The organism is Gordonia spumicola (assembly GCF_009932475.1).
Taxonomy (GTDB): Bacteria; Actinomycetota; Actinomycetes; order Mycobacteriales; family Mycobacteriaceae; genus Gordonia; species Gordonia spumicola.
Window position 1 is genome coordinate 727,135 of sequence record NZ_BJOV01000002.1, and the last position, 17,415, is coordinate 744,549.

General features: G+C 68.1%; 17 protein-coding genes. 6 read left to right on the plus strand and 11 right to left on the minus strand.

What is annotated here, in order from left to right; genetic code table 11:
• The first annotated feature begins 32 nt into the window (after positions 1–32).
• Positions 33–623 carry a DedA family protein gene (locus GYB83_RS05510; protein WP_228461218.1) on the plus strand — a complete coding sequence of 197 codons (591 nt, stop codon included), beginning with the start codon at positions 33–35 and terminating at the stop codon, positions 621–623.
• Here the strand turns inward: GYB83_RS05510 and GYB83_RS05515 are convergent.
• A complete protein-coding gene (locus GYB83_RS05515) occupies positions 611–1,606 on the minus strand; it encodes a bile acid:sodium symporter family protein (protein ID WP_161894514.1) in 996 nt (331 codons plus the stop codon). The two genes, GYB83_RS05510 and GYB83_RS05515, sit on opposite strands and share 13 nt — an antisense overlap.
• Before the next feature lie 4 nt (positions 1,607–1,610).
• On the minus strand, positions 1,611–2,111 hold the full coding sequence (locus GYB83_RS05520) for an SdpI family protein (RefSeq protein WP_228461181.1): 501 nt from the start codon (positions 2,109–2,111) through the stop codon (positions 1,611–1,613).
• A 98-nt stretch (positions 2,112–2,209) separates the two neighbouring features.
• On the opposite strand from GYB83_RS05520, the gene leuS reads away from it, so the two are divergent.
• The gene (gene leuS, locus GYB83_RS05525; RefSeq protein WP_161894516.1) at positions 2,210–5,077 is read left to right on the plus strand and encodes a leucine--tRNA ligase; all 2,868 of its coding nucleotides are present in this window, start codon (positions 2,210–2,212) and stop codon (positions 5,075–5,077) included.
• Between the two features lie 97 nt (positions 5,078–5,174).
• On the opposite strand, the gene GYB83_RS05530 is transcribed toward leuS, so the two are convergent.
• The 3 genes from GYB83_RS05530 to GYB83_RS05540 all read right to left on the minus strand — a co-directional run bounded on the left by GYB83_RS05530 (position 5,175) and on the right by GYB83_RS05540 (position 8,121).
• Positions 5,175–6,383 (minus strand): RtcB family protein, encoded by a 1,209-nt coding sequence (locus GYB83_RS05530; protein WP_161894517.1) that lies wholly within the window; start codon positions 6,381–6,383, stop codon positions 5,175–5,177.
• 42 nt (positions 6,384–6,425) lie between these two features.
• A complete protein-coding gene (locus tag GYB83_RS05535; RefSeq protein ID WP_161894518.1) occupies positions 6,426–6,875 on the minus strand; it encodes an HNH endonuclease in 450 nt (149 codons plus the stop codon).
• A gap of 187 nt (positions 6,876–7,062) precedes the next feature.
• On the minus strand, positions 7,063–8,121 hold the full coding sequence (locus tag GYB83_RS05540) for a DUF2804 family protein (RefSeq protein WP_228461183.1): 1,059 nt from the start codon (positions 8,119–8,121) through the stop codon (positions 7,063–7,065).
• A gap of 70 nt (positions 8,122–8,191) precedes the next feature.
• Here GYB83_RS05540 and GYB83_RS05545 point away from each other — a divergent pair, with 70 nt between their 5' ends.
• Positions 8,192–9,376 (plus strand): acyl-CoA dehydrogenase family protein, encoded by a 1,185-nt coding sequence (locus GYB83_RS05545; RefSeq protein ID WP_161894520.1) that lies wholly within the window; start codon positions 8,192–8,194, stop codon positions 9,374–9,376.
• Between the two features lie 45 nt (positions 9,377–9,421).
• On the opposite strand, the gene GYB83_RS05550 is transcribed toward GYB83_RS05545, so the two are convergent.
• Entirely contained in the window at positions 9,422–9,754 is a 333-nt protein-coding gene (locus GYB83_RS05550) for a YnfA family protein (RefSeq protein ID WP_161894521.1), read from the minus strand.
• A gap of 88 nt (positions 9,755–9,842) precedes the next feature.
• On the opposite strand from GYB83_RS05550, the gene GYB83_RS05555 reads away from it, so the two are divergent.
• Positions 9,843–10,238: a nuclear transport factor 2 family protein gene (locus GYB83_RS05555; protein WP_161894522.1), complete on the plus strand. Its 396-nt coding sequence runs from the start codon at positions 9,843–9,845 to the stop codon at positions 10,236–10,238.
• On the opposite strand, the gene GYB83_RS05560 is transcribed toward GYB83_RS05555, so the two are convergent.
• A complete protein-coding gene (locus GYB83_RS05560) occupies positions 10,225–11,088 on the minus strand; it encodes an alpha/beta fold hydrolase (protein WP_161894523.1) in 864 nt (287 codons plus the stop codon). The genes GYB83_RS05555 and GYB83_RS05560 overlap by 14 nt on opposite strands.
• A gap of 65 nt (positions 11,089–11,153) precedes the next feature.
• Between GYB83_RS05560 and GYB83_RS05565 the strand changes: the two genes are divergently transcribed.
• A complete protein-coding gene (locus GYB83_RS05565) occupies positions 11,154–11,759 on the plus strand; it encodes a TetR/AcrR family transcriptional regulator (protein ID WP_228461185.1) in 606 nt (201 codons plus the stop codon).
• Positions 11,760–11,787: 28 nt separating this feature from the next.
• Here the strand turns inward: GYB83_RS05565 and GYB83_RS05570 are convergent, their stop codons facing one another.
• From GYB83_RS05570 to GYB83_RS05585, 4 genes are all read right to left on the minus strand, one after another.
• The gene (locus tag GYB83_RS05570; protein WP_161894524.1) at positions 11,788–12,465 is read right to left on the minus strand and encodes an SDR family oxidoreductase; all 678 of its coding nucleotides are present in this window, start codon (positions 12,463–12,465) and stop codon (positions 11,788–11,790) included.
• 29 nt (positions 12,466–12,494) lie between these two features.
• Positions 12,495–13,733, minus strand: coding sequence for an MFS transporter (locus GYB83_RS05575; protein ID WP_161894525.1), 1,239 nt, complete (start codon positions 13,731–13,733; stop codon positions 12,495–12,497).
• Positions 13,723–14,169 carry a MarR family winged helix-turn-helix transcriptional regulator gene (locus GYB83_RS05580; protein WP_161894526.1) on the minus strand — a complete coding sequence of 149 codons (447 nt, stop codon included), beginning with the start codon at positions 14,167–14,169 and terminating at the stop codon, positions 13,723–13,725. The genes GYB83_RS05575 and GYB83_RS05580 overlap by 11 nt, the downstream gene beginning before the upstream one ends.
• 78 nt (positions 14,170–14,247) lie before the next feature.
• Positions 14,248–15,945: a TPM domain-containing protein gene (locus tag GYB83_RS05585; protein WP_161894527.1), complete on the minus strand. Its 1,698-nt coding sequence runs from the start codon at positions 15,943–15,945 to the stop codon at positions 14,248–14,250.
• 66 nt (positions 15,946–16,011) lie between these two features.
• Here GYB83_RS05585 and GYB83_RS05590 point away from each other — a divergent pair, with 66 nt between their 5' ends.
• Positions 16,012–17,415 carry a phytoene desaturase family protein gene (locus tag GYB83_RS05590; RefSeq protein ID WP_308469443.1) on the plus strand — a complete coding sequence of 468 codons (1,404 nt, stop codon included), beginning with the start codon at positions 16,012–16,014 and terminating at the stop codon, positions 17,413–17,415.

The following is a 17,415-nucleotide window of genomic DNA, read 5'->3' on the forward strand; positions in this document are numbered from 1 at the left end:
CGGTTGAACACACAATGCACTTCGTGACCGACATGCTGACGTCGTGGATCGACGCGGCCCCGGCGTGGGCGGTCTACGCGATCACCGCCGCGGTGCTGTACATCGAGACCGCGGTGGTGGTGATCGGCGTCGTCGTCCCCAGTGAGGGCGTGCTGATCGCGGCGGGCGTGGTCGCATCGATCGGTTCGGCGCAGATCGGGGTGCTGATCCTGGTCAGCGTCCTGGCTGCCGTCGCGGGCGACTGGACCGGCTATTGGGTGGGACGCGGCTTCGGTCCCCGATTGAGCGCCACCCGATTGGGGCGCCGGATGACGCGCCGCATGATCCGGCGGCGCAGGCAGGCGCCGAGTCCGTCGGACGCGGTGATCGCGGTGGCGTCGGCGCGGTGGATCGGGTTCGTCCGAAGCCTGATCCCGCTGGTTGCGGGCGCGCGCCGGATGCCGTTTCGGCGGTTCGCGCTGGCGAGCGCGATCGGCGTGTTCAGTTGGACGTCGACCGTCCTGCTGATCTCCTGGGCGGTCGGGGCCACACTCGGCGCGGACGTCGCACTGATGGTGGCGATCGGCGTCGGCCTTCTGTCGCTGGCCCTCCTGATCTACCGGCGCACGCGTCAGGCGGCCTGAGCGGCCTCGGACTCGGTCGCTTCCCGGCCGTAGCGCGCCGACAGCCAGGCGCACAGCACCAGCTGGATCTGGTGGAAGATCATCAGCGGCAGCACCATGAAACCGACGATCGATCCGCTGAACATCACGCTCGCCAGCGGAAGGCCGGTGGCGAGACTCTTCTTGGTGCCGCAGAACTGGATGGCGATCGAGTCGGCGCGGTCGAAGCCCATGCGCCGCGGGACGAACCAGGTCACGGCCAGCATCACGCAGACGAGCACGAGCGACACGACGCCGACCATGATCACTTCGAACGCGGTGACGCTGCTCCACAGCCCCGACTGCACGCCCTCGCTGAACGCCACGTAGACCACGAGGACGATGGATCCGCGGTCGACGTACTTGGTCGGTTCGGAGTATCGCTTGAGGAACGGGTTCACCAGCGGCCGGATGAGCTGCCCGACGATGAACGGCGCGAGGATCTGCAGGCCGATCTTGAGGACCGATTCGCCGCTGATCTGGACGCCCGCCGTCGAACTCATCGTCAGGACGACCAGGGCGGGGGTCAGCACCACGCCGATCAAGTTGGACGCCGACGCGCTGACGATCGCTCCCGCCACGTTGCCGCGGGCGATCGAGGTGAACGCGATCGACGACTGGACCGTCGACGGGACGAGGGTCAGGTAGAGGAAGCCGGACGCGAGATCGGCGCCGATCAGGTGCGTCAACGCCGGCTTGAGGAGCAGGCCGACGATCGGGAACAACACGAAGGTGAACGCGAGGATCGTCGTGTGCAGTCGCCAGTGGGTGAGACCGTCGAGGGCTTCGCGAGGCGACAGGCGGGTGCCGTACAGGAAGAACAGGAGCGCGATCAGGCAGGTGACCACCCAGTCCATCACCTCGGCGAACGTGCCGCCCGCCGGGAAGATCGCGGCGACGACGACCGCGGCGAAGATCGACAGGATGAAGCCGTCGATCGGAGACTTGTCGAGGAGCTTCCGCATGGCGTCAGTGGACGGCGTCGTCGGACGTGCACATGCCCTGCAGGGCGCACGATCCGCACGAACTCGTCCCGCAGTCGGACGCGGGATCGTCGGCGTGCGCCTGCACCGGCGCGTCGGCGGAATCCCCGGAGCAGCAGCCCGAACCGCAGCCGCCCTCGTCCTCGGGTTCGGGGACGGCGGCCGCGACGCGGACGCCGAAGCCGGCCGCGACGGCTGCGATGCCGAAGCCGATGACGACGGAGCCGATCGCGAAGGCGAAGCCCCAGTCGCCGGTGAAGCCGAGCACTCCGCCGATCGCGAGGATCAGCGCGGCGAACAGGAAGCCGGGACCCGCGGCCTTGTTGCCGAGGGCGAACGCCTCCTCGGACTTCATGGTCTCGTCGGCGCGCACCCCGATCCAGCGGTTGCGCGTGATGCCGCCCAAAACACCGCCCGCTCCGACGCCTGCCCAGAAGACTGCGAGCGCGAGTGCGATGACGGCGGTGATGACGGACAAGATGTGCACGTAGCCAACTGTACGACCGACAGGCGGCGCCGCTCGAATCATGTGACGACGACAACCGTGCTTTTGGGCGTCGAACAGCGACGATTTACCCTGGTGGAGTGACCTCTGCTGATTCTCCGCATCGCCCCGCCGAGTCCGTTCCCGGGCACCGGTACACCGCCGACACGGCCGGTGAGATCGAGTCGCGCTGGCAGGAGCGCTGGACCGCCGACGGGACGTTCCACGCGCCGAACCCCGTCGGACCCCTCGCGGGCGACTTCGCGGCGTTCGACGGGCCCGCGCCCGACGCCGCGGACAAGCTGTTCGTGCAGGACATGTTCCCGTACCCGTCGGGCGCCGGACTGCACGTCGGTCATCCGCTCGGTTTCATCGGGACCGACGTCTATGCGCGTTTCCACCGGATGACCGGCAAGAACGTGCTGCACACGATGGGGTTCGACGCATTCGGTCTGCCGGCCGAGCAGTACGCGGTCCAGACGGGCACGCACCCGCGGACCACGACCGAGGCGAACATCGAACGCTACCTGGGGCAGATCCGTCGCCTGGGCCTCGGCCACGACGAGCGTCGCCGGGTCGCGACGACCGACGTCGAGTTCTACCGGTGGACGCAGTGGATCTTCCTGCAGATCTACAACGCCTGGTTCGACTCCTCGCAGGGCAAGGCGCGTCGCATCTCCGAACTCGTCGACGAGTTCGCCTCGGGCGAGCGCGCGCTCGACGACGGCCGCGCGTGGGCCGATCTGTCGGCGATCGAGCGCCGTGACGTCCTCGACTCGTACCGCCTCGTCTACCTCAGCGATTCGCTCGTGAACTGGTGCCCGGGTCTGGGCACCGTGCTCGCGAACGAGGAGGTGACCGCGGACGGCAAGTCCGAGCGCGGCAACTTCCCCGTCTTCCGCAAGAATCTGCGGCAGTGGATGATGCGGATCACCGCCTACTCGGACCGCCTGATCGACGACCTCGAACTGCTCGACTGGCCGGAGAAGGTCAAGGCGATGCAGCGCAACTGGATCGGACGTTCGCGCGGTGCGCAGGTGAAGTTCGCGACCGCGGTCGGCGCACCGATCGAGGTGTTCACGACTCGCCCCGACACGTTGTTCGGCGCCAGCTACATGGTGCTGGCCCCCGAGCATGAGCTGGTCGATCGGCTCGTCGCCGACGCGTGGCCGTCCGACGTCGACACCCGCTGGACGGGCGGAGCGGCGACCCCGGCCGACGCCGTCGCGGGCTACCGCGCGGCGATCGCCGCGAAGAGCGACGTGGAGCGTCAGGAGAACAAGGAGAAGACGGGCGTCTTCACCGGTTCGTACGCCACCAACCCGGTCAACGGCGCCCAGATCCCGGTCTTCATCGCCGACTACGTGCTGATCGGCTACGGCACGGGCGCCATCATGGCGGTCCCCGCCCACGACACCCGCGACTACGAGTTCGCGACCGCGTTCGGACTCCCCCTGCTCGAGGTGATCGGATCGGACGAGGGCGTCGCCGAGGCCGCGTACATCGGCGACGGACCGCTGGTGAACTCCGACTTCCTGAACGGCCTGAACGTCGCGGACGCAAAGGCCGCGATCATCGAGCGCCTCGAGGCCGACGGCGCCGGCACCGGAACCATCCAGTACAAGCTGCGCGACTGGCTGTTCGCCCGTCAGCGCTACTGGGGCGAGCCGTTCCCGATCGTGTACGACGCGGACGGTGCTCCGCACGCCCTGCCCGAGTCGATGCTGCCCGTCGAACTGCCGGAGGTGGCCGACTACGCGCCGGTCGCGTTCGATCCCGACGACGCCGACAGCGAACCGTCTCCCCCGCTGGCGAAGGCGGGCGACTGGGTCAGCGTCGAGTTGGACCTCGGCGACGGCGTGCAGACGTACACCCGCGACACCAACGTGATGCCGCAGTGGGCGGGCAGCTCCTGGTACCAGCTGCGGTACATCGATCCGACCAATGACGAGACGCTGTGCGCCAAGGAGAACGAGGCGTACTGGATGGGTCCGCGGCCGGAGCTGCACGGACCGAACGATCCGGGCGGTCTCGACCTGTACATCGGCGGTGTGGAACACGCCGTCCTGCACCTGCTGTACTCGCGTTTCTGGCACAAGGTGCTGTTCGATCTCGGCTATGTGACGAGCGTCGAGCCGTACCGTCGCCTGTTCAACCAGGGCATGCTGCAGGCGTTCGCGTACACCGATTCGCGCGGCGTCTATGTGCCCGCCGAAGAGGTCGTCGAGAAGGACGGGAAGTTCTTCTATCAGGACGCCGAGGTCAATCGCGAGTACGGGAAGATGGGCAAGTCGCTCAAGAACTCCGTCGCTCCCGACGACATCTGCCGTGAGTACGGCGCCGACACGCTCCGCGTGTACGAGATGGCGATGGGTCCGCTCGACCAGTCGCGTCCGTGGGCGACCAAGGACGTCGTCGGGTCTCAGCGATTCCTGCAGCGCGTGTGGCGTCTGGTGGTGGACGAGGAGACGGGCGACGTCCGCGTCGTCGAGGACGAACCGTCCGTCGACACGCTCAAGACCGTGCATCGCACGATCGAGGGCGTGCGGGACGATTTCGCGAACCTGCGGACCAACACGGCGGTCGCCAAGCTCATCGAGCTCACGAACCACCTTACCAAGACGTACCCGGAGGGCGCTCCGCGGGCCGCCGTCGAGGCTGTCGTGCTGATGCTCGCTCCCCTCGCGCCGCACCTCGCGGAAGAGCTGTGGGATCGTCTCGGCCACGAGGGTTCGCTCGCTCACGGTCCGTTCCCCGAAGTCGACGAGCAGTACCTCGTCGAGGACAGCGTGGAGATCCCGGTTCAGGTGAAGGGCAAGGTCCGCAGCCGCATCACCGTCGCCGCCGACGCGGACGAGGCCACCGTCGTCGCCGCCGCGCTGGCCGACGAGAAGATCGCCGCCCTCCTCGACGGCGAACCGCGCAAGGTCATCTTCGTCCCCGGCCGGATGGTGAACGTCGTTCCTTAGCAGGTACGCCAAAAGTCAGTACTCAGATCGAGACTCGAGGGCATATTGCCCTCGGTGTCGCGTCTGAGTACTGACTTTTGCGTCTTGCAGCGGGCGCTCAGCCCTTCACGCACATCAGCGTGGTGAGGCGGGCGACAACCTCGACCAACGGTGACGGCCCGGCGGTCTGGGCGTTGATCACCTGCTGAAGGTCCTTGTAGGCACCCGGGATCTCGTCGAGCACCCCGCGGTCCTTGCGGCATTCGACGCCAGCCGTCTGCGCGGCGAGATCGTCCACGGTGAACGTCTTCTTCGCCTTGGTCCGCGACATACGGCGACCGGCACCGTGGGACGCCGAGCACAGGCCCTGCTCGTTGCCGAGACCCCGCACCACGTACGAGCCGGTGCCCATGGACCCGGGGATGAGCCCGAGATCGCCGGAGCCGGCCCTGATCGCGCCCTTGCGGGTGACGATCACATCCACGCCGTCGTAGGTCTCCTCGGCGACGTAGTTGTGGTGGCACTGCACCTCGGACCGGAACGTCACCTGTGGGAAGTGTTCGACGACGACAGCCTTGACCAGCGCCATCATCGCCGCTCGGTTCAGGCGGGCGTAGTCCTGCGCCCAGTACAGATCGTGCAGGTAGGCGGACATCTCTTCGGTCCCCGCGAGGAACACGGCGAGGTCGCGGTCCGGCAGACCGAGATTGTGCTCGAGCGTTCGAGCGGTCTCGATGTGCCGACGCGCGAGTTCGTTGCCGATGTTGCGGGAGCCGGAGTGGAGCATCAGCCAGATGCTGCCGTCGTCGTCCGCGCACAGCTCGATGAAGTGATTGCCTCCGCCCAGCGATCCGCACTGTGCGTGCATGCGACCTTCGCGCTCGGCGATCTTCGGCGCACGGAGCGCGTCGAACGATCCGAAGAGGCGATCGGCCTCGCGCTTGAGCGGCCACTGCTTCCGCAGCACGTCGGTGACGCCATTGTGCGCGTTGAAGCCGACGGGCACGGCCTGCTCGATACCCGCACGCAACGCTGCGAGGGAGTCGGGCAGGTCGTCCAGGGACAGGTTGGTCTGCACGGCGGCCATGCCGCAGCCGATGTCGACTCCGACGGCGGCCGGTGCGACGGCGTCGCGCATAGCGATCACCGAACCGACGGTCGCACCCTTGCCCAGGTGGACGTCGGGCATCACCCGCAGCTTCTCCACCCACGGGAGCTTGGAGATGTTGCGAAGCTGGTCGAGCGCTGCGGGCTCGATCTCACCGGGTTCGGCCCACATCAGTGTGTCGGCCCGCGCTCCAGGAAGCGCGACGGGGAACTCGTTCATGTCGAGACCCCTCCTCTCAATCAAATGTTCTTCTCTCGGGCATCACGCCCAGGCGGGACGGTACGGCTCCCACAGCAGGCGCAGGCCGGCCTCTTCGGGAGTGTGATCGCCCTTGTCCCAATTGCACGGTCCGCATGCGGCGACGCAGTTGAACCAGGTGTTTCCGCCGCCGCGCGACTGCGGCATCACGTGATCCCACGTGTCCGCGTGCTGTCCGCAGTAGGCGCACAGATGTTTGTCGCGGCGCAGGACCTTCTCACGCGTGGTCCGGTCGACCTCCACGTACGGCCGGTAGACGTAGTCGCGGAGGATCACCTCACGCGGCACCTCGATCTGCATGGACACCGCGTGTGCGATGACCGGCGGGTCGAAGGTCGCTACCACCCACACCTTGCCACCGAGCAGGTGTCCGACGATCTCGCGGAACGGACGACTGTGCAGCACCGCGTTGTCCGCATTGCGGACCACGACCGGTGTTCGGTCGACGGACATGACATTCGCCCCTCCTTCGTGATCGTTCTGGCGACAGCACAGCAACCTAGTCGTGCGCGGGAGCGTCGTTCAACTGAATTTCTGAAGGCGGACGAGAGAATGCTCCAAAGATCGGTCCGATCGGCGGCTTTCAGTGGCGATACGCCACCCGTCGGCGATCAGCGAACCGATCGTCGGGCCACTCGAGTCAGACGGTGATGCGCTTCTGCTCGCCGACGCCGTACATGCCGTCGACGGACAGAGTGGTGTTCTCGCCGTGGATCACACCGGAGAACCAGCCGTACGGTGCGTAGTACTCGGCGAGGGCCTTGCGCGGGCCGACGTGCATCGTCGACTGGACGACGGGGACGAACGTGACGTCGACGGCGCCGTCCGCATCGCGGGCGCGCCACGGTCCCCACGGGCCGTCGGGGCGTTCGAAGGTGACGGGCGGGAGACGGTCGAGCGTGTCGCCGATCCAGATCGCGTTCTCGTTGAAGACCTCGGGGTTCCGAATCTGATTGTCGGTGAGATTGAAGCCCTCGACGCGGCCGTCGACGCGCCGCGCGGCGGTGATCCAGTCGTACTTCATGGGTCGCGGGTAGTCGCCGTGATGGTCGTCGAGGATGAGGAAGCCCTGGTCGTCGGCGAATCCGACCCGCTCGTCGCCGAGGACGAGCGAGCCGTGCATCGGCATCATCGTCTTGTGCGAGTAGAGGGCGTCGTTGTCGGCGAACGGGTGGACGATCACCAGGTGGGCCGCCGATTCGGGTGAGCAGTCTCCGGTCACGTGCAGGGCGAGGGACGGGTCGTCCCCGCGTGCGTCGCGCGTGGCGTCGACGGTCAGCGATCCGTCGCCGAGGTCGTTGCCGAGTGAGATCGACAGGCCCGAGAAGTCGCCGTGCGACGACGTCCCCGACAGTCCGCGGGCCACCGACAGCATCGGTGCGGGGAGCTTGGTCTCGAACCGCCGGATGGTGTCCTTGTGTTTGTCGACGACGAGCACCTGCAGCAGGCCGAGGGCCTTCGCGTTGTACACGGCGCCGAGGACGAACCAGTCGTCGTCGCCGAGCTGGAACGCCTCCCACTCCTTGAGCCCCAGGTCGCGGGCGACTCTCCGGGGTTTCGAGAACAGGCCCGAGCCGGCCGCGTCGAGCGGGTTGATGTGCTCGATCGGTCCGTCGTACGTGCCGAAGTTGTAGCGGCCTTCGGTGACGAGTTCGGCGGGCGGGGCGGTGCGGAGGGGAGGGTACGAACGCGGGGTCACGGCACGACCGTATCGCGGATTCTCGGGGAGACTGTCGACAACTATCTTACTCAGTAGTAAGGTTTGGCCCATGTCGATCAACCTTGAGCTCCCGGAGAAGCTGAACTCCACGGTCGAGCGCGCCCGTCTGGCTGCCGAGCACATCTTCCGCCCGATCTCCCGCAAGTACGACAAGGCGGAGCACGAGTATCCCGTCGAACTCGACGAACTCGGCAAGATCGCCAAGCAGGCCCGCGGCGGTGACAAGGCGTCCGACAAGGCCTCCGGCGAGGACACCGTCAACGGGGCCAACCTGCGTTCGGTCCTCAATGCGCGCGAACTGAGCTGGGGCGACGTCGGCCTGATGCTCTCGATCCCCTACCAGGGCCTCGGCAACGCCGCGATCGCCGCCGTCGCCAACGAGGAGCAACTCGAACGCTTCGCCGACGTGTGGGCCGCGATGGCGATCACCGAGCCGGGCTTCGGGTCCGACTCGGCCGCCGTCTCGACCACAGCCGTGCTCGACGGCGACGACTACGTCATCAACGGCGAGAAGATCTTCGTGACCGCCGGTTCGCGCGCCGACCACGTCGTCGTGTGGGCCACCCTCGACAAGTCCGTCGGACGTGCGGCCATCAAGAGCTTCGTGGTCCCCATGTCGACCGAGGGCGTCAGCGTGGCGCGACTCGAGCACAAGCTGGGCATCAAGTCGTCCGACACCGCCGTCGTGCGGTTCGAGAACGCACGGGTGCCCGCCGACAACCTGCTCGGCACGCCGGAGATCAACGTCAAGAAGGGTTTCGGCGGCGTCATGCAGACGTTCGACAACACCCGCCCCGTCGTCGCCGCGATGGCTGTCGGTCTTGGACGCGCCGCCCTCGAAGAACTGCGTCGCATGCTCGAAGAGGCCGGTCACGAGATCGACTACGACCGTCCCGTCGCAGCTCAGCACGCCGCCGTCGCCGAGTTCATCCGCCTGGAGTCGGACTGGGAGGCGTCGTGGATGCTGACCCTGCGCGCCGCGTGGATGGCCGACAACAAGCAGCCGAACTCGACCGAGGCGTCGATGTCGAAGGCCAAGGCCGGACGCACGGTCACGGATCTGACGAACAAGGCCGTCGAGATCGGCGCCACCGCGGGCTTCTCCGAGACACAGATGCTCGAGAAGTGGGCGCGCGATTCGAAGATCCTCGACATCTTCGAGGGCACTCAGCAGATCCAGCAGCTGATCATCGCCCGCCGCATCCTCGGCAAGAGCAGCGCAGACCTGCGCTGAACTGTTCTCACGAGCTGAACGAGGCATTCACACCGAGTGCCTCGTTCAGCTCGTTCGCGGCGCGTACATGATCAGTGCGACGCCGACGAGGCAGACGAGCGCGCCGATGACGTCCCAACGGTCGGGCCGGTAGCCGTCGGCGATCATCCCCCAGGCGAGCGAACCGGCGACGAACACGCCGCCGTATGCGGCGAGGATCCGGCCGAACTCGGCGTCGGGCTGCAGGGTCGCGACGAAGCCGTATGCGCCGAGGGCGATCACGCCCGCGCCTATCCAGAGCCAACCGCGATGTTCGCGGACGCCCTGCCAGACGAGCCACGCGCCGCCGATCTCGGCGACGGCGGCGAAGGCGAACAAGAGCAGCGAGCGGATCACCATGCGCCAATCCTGCCAGGCCCCTACCTCTGGCACGTCACCCCTGCTAGCCTGCAATGGACTAGAACACGTTTCAATTCAGGGAGTGAACATGACCGCTGACCAGCAGGAACTCGCACTGTCGGACAAGATCGCCGCGACGGTCCAGGCCTACATCGACCACCTCAACGGCGGCACCGCCGAGCAGATCGCCGACCTCTACGCCGACGGTGCGACCGTCGAAGACCCGATCGGAGCACCGATCCGGCGCACCCGCGAGGAACTGGTGGAGTTCTACGGCATCATCACCAACCTCGACAGCCGCGACGCGACCCTCAAGTGGACCAAGATCGCGGGCGACACCGCAGTCTTCGAGTTCACCCTCGTCACCGGCACCGCGGGCATGAGTTTCGAGATCACGCCCGTCGACATCATGGTGTTCGACGAGAACGGCAAGATCGTCTCCATGCGCGCCGTCTGGGAGCAGTCCGACCTCAAGCAGCTCTGACCGGAAATCTCGCCGCGATCGATTCGGCGAGGACGTCGGGCGCTTCTTCCGCGGTGAAGTGTCCGACGTCGGGCAGCTCGACGACGGAGAGGTCGTCGAATGCCGCCGCGACGCGCGGCAGGCAGCTCTTCGCGGGGAACACCTTGTCGCGCATCCCCCAGACGGCGAGGGCCGGGACGTCGCGGATCAGGGTCGCGACGTCGTGTTCGAGTGTCGTCAACAGCGGTGTCGCGGCGGTGATCTCGGTAGGGATGACGGCGAGGCCGCGTCGGTCGTCCGGTGTCGGCTGCACGCGTCGATAGTGGTCGGCTTCGACGTCGCTCAGCGGCGGCCCGAAGCGGCCGAGGAGGATCTTCTCGACGAGGAAGTTGTGTTCGACGATCCTGCGCTGCATCGTCGTGGTCCCCATCGCCGCGCTGAAGAGTCGATTGGGCAGGGCGGTGATCGGCCAGAACGCGGTGTTGGTCAAGACCGCGCCCCGCAACCTGTCGCCGCGACCGGTCGACGCCCCGAGGCCGATCGGTCCGCCCCAGTCGTGCCCGACGATGACGTAGTCGTCGAGGTCGAGATGATCGATCACCTCGCCGAGCACGGCGATGTGCTCACGGACCGTGTAGCCGAAGTCGTCGGGGCGTTCGGACAGGCCGAACCCCAGGTGGTCGACGGCGATGCATCGATAGTCGTCGCGGAGCGATGCGACGACCTTGCGGAACAGGAAGCTCCACGTGGGCGAGCCGTGACAGAACAGCAGTGCCGGTCCGCTCCCCTCGTCGATGTAGTGGATGCGGCCCTCCGGTGCGGCGAACCACCGGGAACGGAACGGGAACAACGTGCGGTCGATCTGGATCATGACGGCCCCTCGATCTCACTACAGGTGTAGCGTTAACATCGACGCTACACCTGTAGTGTTGACCCGTGTCAACCTCACAGATCCCGCGGTCCGATCGACGTCGTCGTCTCGCGGACGCCGCGATCCGCATCGTGGCGCGCAGTGGCGTCAGGTCGCTCACCCACCGTGCGGTCGACCGTGCGGCAGGACTGCCGGACGGCACGACGTCGTACCACGCGAAGACCCGCGCGGCGTTGTTGGAACTCGTCGTCGGTGAACTCGAAGCCCGAACCACTCGGAACGCGGAATCGGTCGCGACACGGCTCGGCGGACTCGCGGGAGTCCGCGACACGATCACCGTCGACGCCCTGGCACAGGAGCTCGACGGGCTGGTCGATGATCTGTCGGCTCGTCGCGACGACATGGCCGCGCGCTACGCACTGATTCTCGAGCTCGACGACCAGCCCGAACTGCGGCAACGCCTGCGAGCCGGTGGAGTCCACGAGGAGTCGTACCGGATCGCCGTCGACGCGTTCTCATCGGCGGGCCTCGCGACCGACGGTGAGAACGTCGACGATCTGATCACACTGATCGACGCACTCGTTCTCGAGCGCACGGTCATCGGGGCCACCGAGAACCGTTCCGGTCGCATCATCCGCGCCTACCTGAACGGGATCACCGAGCGTGAGTGAGACAGCGGAATCAACGTGTCGAGCGCGGTCAGCGACCCGTCGGGCGCAGAACGACGTCCGTGGGGTGTGCATCGGGCGGCGTGGCGATCGCCTGGGCGACGGCGGCGGCGACGGTTTCGGGTTTCAGGAACTTCGACGGGTCGTAGGCTCCACCCTCGATGGCGACGATGTCGCGCTGCATGTCGGTGTCGACACGACCGGGGAAGACCGACGTCACACGCAGCGACGGCTCCTCCAGTCGGAGCCCGTCCGCCAGGGCCTTCAGTCCGAACTTGCTGGCGGCGTACGGCGTCCACCCGGGATTGACGCGGATCCCGGCGCCCGAGTTCAGGAACACGACGTGGCCCGCGGCCGCACGCAGCGCGGGGAGCAGGAGACGCGTCAACTCGGCGGCCGCCACCAGATTGACCTCGAGGATGTACCGCCACTCGTCGGCGGGAGTGTCGGCGACGGCCTCCAGGCTGCTCGCCACACCCGCGCTGTGCACCAGGACGTCGAGCGAACCGATCGCCTCCGTCGCGGCTTCCAACGACTCGTGATCCGTGAGGTCGACGGGGAACGTCGACGCCCCGTCGAGTTCGGTCGCCAGGGCGTCGAGTTCCGCGCTTCCCCTCCCGCCGAGCAGCAGATCGTGAGTGGGGGCCAGCGCCCGCGCGATCTGTGCGCCGACTCCGCGGCTGGCTCCGGTGATCAATGCTGTCGGCATGGCTCGACTGTACTTCCGGTCGGGAGCGGTCAGAACTCCTCGGCGCCGACGAGGACTGCGTCGTCGGGGACGGAGTGCTCGACGGGGCGGGAGGTGTTGGCGGCGAGGAGCGCGGCCACGGCGACGCCGCAGTAGCCCGCCGCGAACCAGAACGGAGCCGCGCCGCCGAACCATTCGGCGAGGTAGGCGACGAGGATCGCCGACACCGCGGCGCCCATCCAGCGGAGGAAGCTGTAACCCGCCGATGCGACCGACCGCGGTGTGCTCGCGTCCGTCGCCGACATCGCGACACCGGTGAACAGCGTGTTCAGGACACCGGACGGGATGCCGGACACGACGACGGCGAAGCCGATCAGCCCCACCTGATGGCTCATCACGCCGATCGCGGCCAGGGCCATGACCATAGCGTATCCGCTGATCGCGCCGATCACGCCCGCGCGGTCGCCGAACCGGCGGGCCAATCCGGGTGCGACGAACACGCCGGAGAGCGCGGTCAACAGGCCCCAGCCGAAGAAGATCATGCCCGCGTAGATCGGGCGAAGGCCCATGGCGATCGGCGCCCATGCGATGACGGTGAACAGCGCGCCCGTGTAGAACGCGGAACCGATCGAGTTGATGAGCAGGACACGGTTGCGCAGTGCGCGGATCGGGTCGAGGACGCTCACCGGTTGACGCTCGGTCGACGGACCGTCGGACGGGAGCAGGACGGCGCAGAGGACTGCTCCGACCAGCATCAGGATCGCGGTGCCCGCGAACGGCGCCCGCCAACTCCACTCCCCGAGGACGGCTCCGAGCAGCGGTCCCACGGCGAGTCCGGCGCCGAGTGCGGCCTCGTACAGCAGGATCGCTCCGTGTTGTCCGCCTCGGGCCTGACCCACGATGAATGCGAGAGCGGTGGCGATGAAGAGGGCGTTGCCGAGACCCCAGATGACGCGGAGCGCGATCAGCTGATCGATGTCGCTCGCCATCGCCGATACGCCCGCGGCGACGACGATGCAGATCAGACCCGCGCTGAGCACCCTCTTCGGGCCGAACTTGTACGCGGCCCAGCCGGTCAGCAGCATCGCGAGCACCTGGACGCCCATGTAGACGCCGAACAACAGGGTCAGTTTCTGCTCGGGTGCGTCGAGGGCTATCCGGATCTCGTTGAGGATCGGATCGACGAGGCCGATGCCCATGAACGCGATCACGGCGGCGAACGCGGTCACCCAGACGGTCCGAGGCTGGCCCGTGAAGGCCTCGGTGAGCGAATGATTCTCAGCTGTCATGATTCTCCAATCGTGCGCGCAGGGCCCGAAGGGCCGGGGCGGCCGCGGACAGGGCGGCCAGGTGTTCGTCGGACAGGTTCTCCAGTGCGGTCGTCACGACATCGTCGCGTCGCCCCCTGACCTCGTCGATCACGGTTCGGCCGTGATCGGTGATCGCGATGACGACGGCGCGCCGATCGTCCGGGTCGGGCGCCCGCGAAGCCAGGTCGGAGCGGATCAGACCGTCGACGAGGCTGGTGGCGGTCGGCATCCGGATCGACTCGCGGTCGGCGAGTGCGCCCATGCGCATCGGACCGTGGTCGTGGAGCGTCGCGAGGGCCGATGATTGGGCCGCACTGAGTTCCTCGATGGGGCTGTTCCGGCGGAGTGCGAGGTAGAGACGCGTCACCGAATGACGCAGATCGCTTGCGAGTTCCGAGGGAAAGTCGTCAGCCACACTTAGGGAGTCTAATACTTCGAGAACCTAACTAAAAGTGGCGCGCGGTGTGACATGGCAGACACACGGGGTGTCGGATCAGATGCGTCCGCCGACGCCGATGCGACCGGAACTCGACGACCCGCCGTACGACGCGGGACTCCGACCGTCGTGGCTGTAGCCGCCCGCGTGGACGTCGTCGTTCCACACGGTGTCGACGAGGATGCCGGTCAGGACGGGCGCGAGATCCCCGTACCCGTCCGCGGGATCCGCGCGTTGCGAAGAGAACCACTCGGCGACGTCGTACTGCGCCTGCGCGAGGGCCTGATCAGCGAGAACGGATGCGCGGGCGGCGGTTTCGGCACTGCCGGGCGTATTGGACTCGAGCAGGTCGGCTGCGGTGTCCGCGAGACGACGCGCCTCCGACAACCGGGTACGCGCGACCGCGCCGACCACTCCCCGGCGAGTCGCGACGTAGTCGGAGACGGCCTGCACTCGATCGATCACCGCGGGCAGCGCGACGTCGTCGGTGCTGCTCGGATCGGCGTCGTCGACGGCGTCGAGGAGCTTCGCCGCCTGTTCCAGAGCGCCCTCCGCGGACCGGATGGCCCCGACGACGGATCCGCGTCCCTGCGCTCCGGCGGCCGCGGCGTCGCGCCCCTGGGCCGTCGCGTCCTCGGCGAACTGGATCTGTTCGGCGGCCAGCGACACGTTGTCGACGATGGACGCGGCGTCGTCGCCGTGCTCGGCGATCAGCTCGTCGAGTCGCGCCCGGGTGCGAGGGACGCGCGCGGTGAGCTCGGTGATCCTGGCGGTGAGCGCGTCGAGACGGGCTCCGGGGTCGGCCAGCAGGTTGCGCAGCCCGTCGAAGCCGGTCACCTGGCCGTCGAGCGAGGTGTCGGCGCGCGAACACGTGGTGATGATCTGTACGAGAAGCCTCCGCTGCTCGTCCGGGTCGGCGACGAGCCCGTCGTCGATCCGCTGGCGTGCGGTGAACGCCTCGGCGAGGGCGGCGCGGGCGTCGAGGACGGCGTCGGTGAACGGCTGGGCGACCGATGCGCCGAGCTCGTCGACGGCCAGCGCCAATTCGTCGGCACTCGTCGCGATCGCGCGATCGGTGCCGGTCAAGACCTCGCGCGACCACGCGTCGAGTTCGTCGAGCGGCTGCCTGCCGAGTTCGTCGAGGGAGAGCGACTCGTCGACCTCGGCGTCGGCGCGACGCTTGCGGATGTACAGCGCGACGCCCGCGAGAGCGAGGACGCCGACGATCACCACCGTCGCGATCAGGCCCGTCCGGGACGACGAGTCGTCGTCGGCCGCGGACTCCAGGGCGGAGCCGACCGAGAGCGCGGCCTGCGCGAACTGTCCCTTCTGGACCGCGGGGGCCAGATCGTCCGCGGTGATCGCGGCGATCTCCGAATCGGTGAGGCCGTCCACCTCGAGCGGAGCCTGCAGGAAGGACGTCTTCTCGTCGGTGGCGATGGCGAGCACCACGTCGCGTGTCCCGAAATCACTCTGCGCGACCGTCTGCGAGGTCCATTCCTGCGGCGAGAGTCCGCCGAAGCTCTTGACGAAGACCACCCAGTACGCGATCTCCTGGTCGGCTTCGAGATCGCTGACCGTCTTAGCCACTTCGATGCGCTGAGCGTCGTCGAGGACGCCTGCCGGGTCGACGACCTGCGTGGGAAGGTGGAACGGGGCCTCCGCATGGGCGGTGCCGGCCGTCAGCGAACCGAGAAGCAGGACGGCCAGCGCCGACACGAATGCCAGCAACCGCCGGGTAGAAGCGGACGTCATGCGTTCAATCTATCGTCTGGTCACGACAGTGTGAGTGGACTGTTGAAGGAGTGAATAGTGCGTGACGTGTTCGATGCAGTGATCGTCGGATCCGGACCGAACGGACTCACCGCCGCCGCGACCCTGGCCGTCGCCGGGCGCAGGGTGCTGGTTCTTGAGGCGGCCGATGCCGTCGGCGGGGGCGCACGCACCGACGACGCGTTCGGGTCGGGCATCGCGCGCGACGTCTGCTCCGCGGTCCACCCGACGGGCTTCGTCTCCCCCGCCTTCGCCGATCTGCGGCTGACCGAGCACGGTCTGCGGTGGCTGACGCCCGACGTGTCGCTCGCGCACGTCGCCGACTCGGACGTGATCGCGCTCCGACGCGGAAATCGCTGTCTCGCAGAAGAACTCGGCGTCGACGCGCGGCGCTGGGAGCGCATCGTGTGCTCACCGGACCCCGCCGGACTCGCCGCGGACGTCCTGGCGATGCCCGGCGTGCCGCGTCGACTCCTGGACATGGCCCGGTTCGGGCCCGCCGCGCTGTCTCCCGTGGACGTGCTCGCTCGCGCGTTCCGGACCGACCGGGCGGCCACCGCCTTCGCCGGCATCGCGGCACATGCGGGACGACCGTTGTCGGCCGCCGGATCGTCGGCGGCCGGACTCCTGCTCGGCATGCTCACCACGTCGGGATGGCCCGTCGCGGAGGGCGGGTCGCAGGCGATCGCCGACGCGCTCGTCTCCGTGATCCGCGGTCACGGAGGCGTCGTCGAGACGGGGGTGGAGGTGACCGATCGCGCGCAGTTGCCGTCCGGCTGCGACGTCTTCCTGGACACGTCGCCGAGCCTCCTGCGACGACTGTTCGGCGATCAGCTCGGCCGCAGGTACGGGCGTGCGCTGCGCCGATTCGACTACGGATCGGGAGTCTGCAAGGTGGACTACCTGCTGTCCGAGCCGATTCCGTGGGCGCACAGGCCCGACGTCCTGGCCGACACCGCGACGTTCCACCTCGCCGAGGGCGTCGAGATGATCCGCGCGACGGAGAACGACGTGGCGGCGGGTCGTGTGCCGCGTCGGCCGTGGATCCTCGGCGGCGAGCCGACGCGCGTCGATCCCGGTCGGGCGCCCGCAGGCGTCCACCTGGCGTGGGCCTACTGCCACGTCCCCGCGGGCTGCGATGTGGACATGTCCGAGGCGATCACCGCGGAGGTGGAGCGGGCGGCTCCGGGCTTCCGCGACACCGTCCGCGGGACGATCGTGACGACCGCGACCGATCTCGCGCGGCACAACGCGAACTACGTCGCGGGCGACATCAACTGTGGAGCCGCCAGCCTCCGCCAACTCCTCGCGCGGCCGATCCTCGCCCGAACACCGCAGGTCACCGGAGTGCCGGGCGTGTACCTGTGCTCGTCGGCGACCGCGCCGGGCGGCGGGGTGCACGGCATGGCCGGTCACCGCGCCGCCCGTGCCGCGCTGTCGGCCCGCCGCTGA